The organism is Geobacillus sp. DSP4a (genome assembly GCF_013096875.1).
GTDB classification, from domain to species: Bacteria; Bacillota; Bacilli; order Bacillales; family Anoxybacillaceae; genus Geobacillus; species Geobacillus thermophilus.
The window spans coordinates 1-414 of sequence record NZ_SDLD01000215.1; the positions used below are offsets into that span (position 1 = coordinate 1).

Consider the following 414-nt stretch of genomic DNA (forward strand, 5'->3'; position numbering starts at 1 on the left):
CCCGGAAAATGTCCCAATAGGCCTCCGCAGCAACGGCGAGGCAGCTGCTGCTGACCGTCAGGTCAGCGGCAACTGCCGATTGCAGCCAACCCGGAAAATGTCCCAATACAATCCTGCGGACGCCCGGATCGACGTGGCCAGCGGCACGCTGGCCACGTCGGGCGCAGCGGATCGCAACCCGGAAAATGTCCCAATGGATCGTCGGCCTAGCTGGATTGCTTCCCGCTGCTGGGACCGAACCTGACTCCGTTTTGCAATTCGGCCAGTTGCTGCGCCCGGCGTTCGAGCATCTTTTTTCCGACCTTCTCCATGACGGCAGGATCGGCGTCGCAGACGTCGATCATGGCGCTGATGATTTCCGGCAGATCGATGACCGGCCGGATGGAGGTGCATTCCTTCATCCGCCGCTTGGCC

At 62.1% G+C, this 414-nt stretch carries 1 protein-coding gene; it reads right to left on the bottom strand.

What is annotated here, in order from left to right; translation table 11 throughout:
• Positions 1-206: 206 nt before the first annotated feature.
• The coding region (locus ETC02_RS17060) for a hypothetical protein (protein WP_216367882.1) at positions 207-414 on the bottom strand (208 nt) is incomplete at its 5' end.